The following is a 2,246-nucleotide window of genomic DNA, read 5'->3' as shown; positions in this document are numbered from 1 at the left end:
CGCCCGCCTCGACCTCCTTCAGGACCTTGATGATCTGCTCGTCGGTGAACTTGCTCTTCCGCATCCGTCCTCCACGATCAGTAGAGGACTCACGCTTCGACCCGTCCAGTTTTCGGGGGGCAGGTCAGCAGCCGTCGCGACGGCGTTGTACGAGTCCGGCTATCAAGATGTCGTGATCGATCAGGCGAGTGTGGAGGATGCGCAGTTCAACCTGTGGCTCCGGCTCAACAATCTCGATCCCGCCCAGCTATCCGTCTTGCAGTCGTTTAGTGCGGCGGACTACAACGACGTGGCGCAACGGTACGTCGCGAAAGGGTTGATGGTGAATGCGAACCCCGCGAGTGTATCGGCGCTGGGCAGCTTCCCGGCTCTTCTCGTATCTCCCGAATGGGCGCAACACGATGCTGATGTCGTTGCGCAATACCTTGCATTCGCGAGTCGCAACGGTCCGGTCGGGGTGCCGTTTGTACCTGGGACGCCGACGTTCGCGAACGTCACAGCGACGGACGTTCAGGTGAACTGGGCGACGGCTGCCGGCGCGACGAGCTACAAGCTGGAACGGGCGCCGGACGCGAGCGGCGGACCGGGGGAGTGGGGCGAGGTCGCGACCGGTATGAACGGAACGCAGCTTATCGACAGCGGCCGAGCGGCGAACACCGAGTACTGGTATCGCGTGCGCGGAACGAACAGCCAAGGCGATGGTCCTTACTCGGATGCGAGCAGCGTGACGACCGCGCCGAACGCGCCCGGAGGACCGACATTCGAAGATGTGCTCACGACGTCGCTGACAGTGAGCTGGACCGAGCCGAGCGGAGGAGCTGGACGCTACGCGGTCGATCGCGGCACGACCGAAGCCGGCCCGTGGGCCTCGGTCGCCGCTGGACTGACAGCGCTGAGCTACTTAGACTCGGGATTGGCGAGCAGCACGACGTACTACTATCGAGTGCGGGCCCTGAACGCAGAGGGGTATTGGAGTGCATCGCCTGCAATGGTGGTGACGACGGCGACCGATCCAAGCGCTCCGCCCCCGAACTCTCACCGGTACTGGCGCCTGCTTTGCACTCGTACGTCGGGGAAGTACTTGGGTTTCGCCGAGATCGAACTGCGCTCGGGAGGGCCTGATCTCACCGGTTCCGGGGTGGCATCTGACTCTGGTCACTACAACACCTGGGATGCGGGAAAAGCCGTGGATAACTCCACCAGCACGGCATTCACCACCTCGACGACGAGGGCCACGACAACGAACCCGGTGTGGTGGCGCTACGATTTCGGGGAGGGGAACGCGACAGCAATCACGGAAATCGCGATCATGCCGCGGCAGGACGGGTACTTCCGCGAGGCGCCCAGCGACTTCTGCTGGCAGTGGAGCGATGATGGTCTGAGCTGGACATCTCAGCGCTGCTACGCGGGCTGGGCCTGGGCAAGCGCCGCACAGCAGGTCATTCCCGTGGTGGCCCCCGAAGGACTATAGCCCATGAAACGACCCGCTGGCAGCAGCGTGGGTCCGTCCGCCAGCCGCCGATCCTCCGGTCAACTCGTTCGGTTCTGGGATGACCGTCTCCGGGCTCGTATTGCCCGGCTCGACGGGTGATTTGCGGACCGTATTACCAGTCGACTTGGGAGGCGTACTCATACAGTGAGGTGTGTTGTTGCAGTCATGGGCGTTACGGGCCAGCGATAACAATCGGTCGCTGCTACGAAGCGGAAGTCTCGGCGCTGGGTCGAAGTGCTTCGCTGATCGTACCCCGGGTGTCGCAGCACCCCGGAAGATCGCACTGAACGGACCGATCAATGAGCGTGCAATGGAAGAAAGTCGGCCGGATTCTGAATACCGTCTCCGTCGTGTCCGCGGCTCTGGCCCTGATCTGGATGTTCCTCGAGCCAGAAGGACGACATGAGTACGCGATCGGCTCCGTTCACATCACGCGGTATGCCGTGACGCAGACCCTCTTATCAGTATCACTCGTTACCATAATGGGGCGTCTCGCACTCAACTTGCGTTCGCGCGGCAACGGAACCCGCCAGGGGTCACGTCTGTCATAGCCACGGCGGACAGCTCCAGAAGGCATCTGAGCCCTGACGGATCCCCTCATCCCCACGGTCATGGGATGGGGCCGGTTCTAGAGCGCCGATCGGCTTGAAGTCCCCATGAATCCCATCGCTTACCCGCCGGGGATCGACAGGGCCCATCCGCCCGTGATCCTCTCGCCTTCGAGCGAGCCGGTGCTCGCGCGGAGGTGGCGATG

1 protein-coding gene is annotated in these 2,246 nt (G+C 63.0%); it reads left to right on the top strand.

The window, feature by feature from the left end; translation table 11 throughout:
- Window positions 1-1,471 (top strand): fibronectin type III domain-containing protein (locus MNZ39_RS23905; RefSeq protein ID WP_242341582.1); only part of this gene is annotated, 1,471 nt, incomplete at its 5' end.
- Between the last annotated feature and the right edge of the window lie 775 nt (window positions 1,472-2,246).

Origin of the sequence: Anaeromyxobacter sp. SG66 (assembly GCF_022690805.1) — a bacterium.
GTDB lineage: Bacteria > Myxococcota > Myxococcia > Myxococcales > Anaeromyxobacteraceae > Anaeromyxobacter > Anaeromyxobacter soli.
The sequence above is the reverse complement of the archived record's forward strand: the minus strand, read 5'-3'. Positions and strand labels throughout refer to the sequence as shown.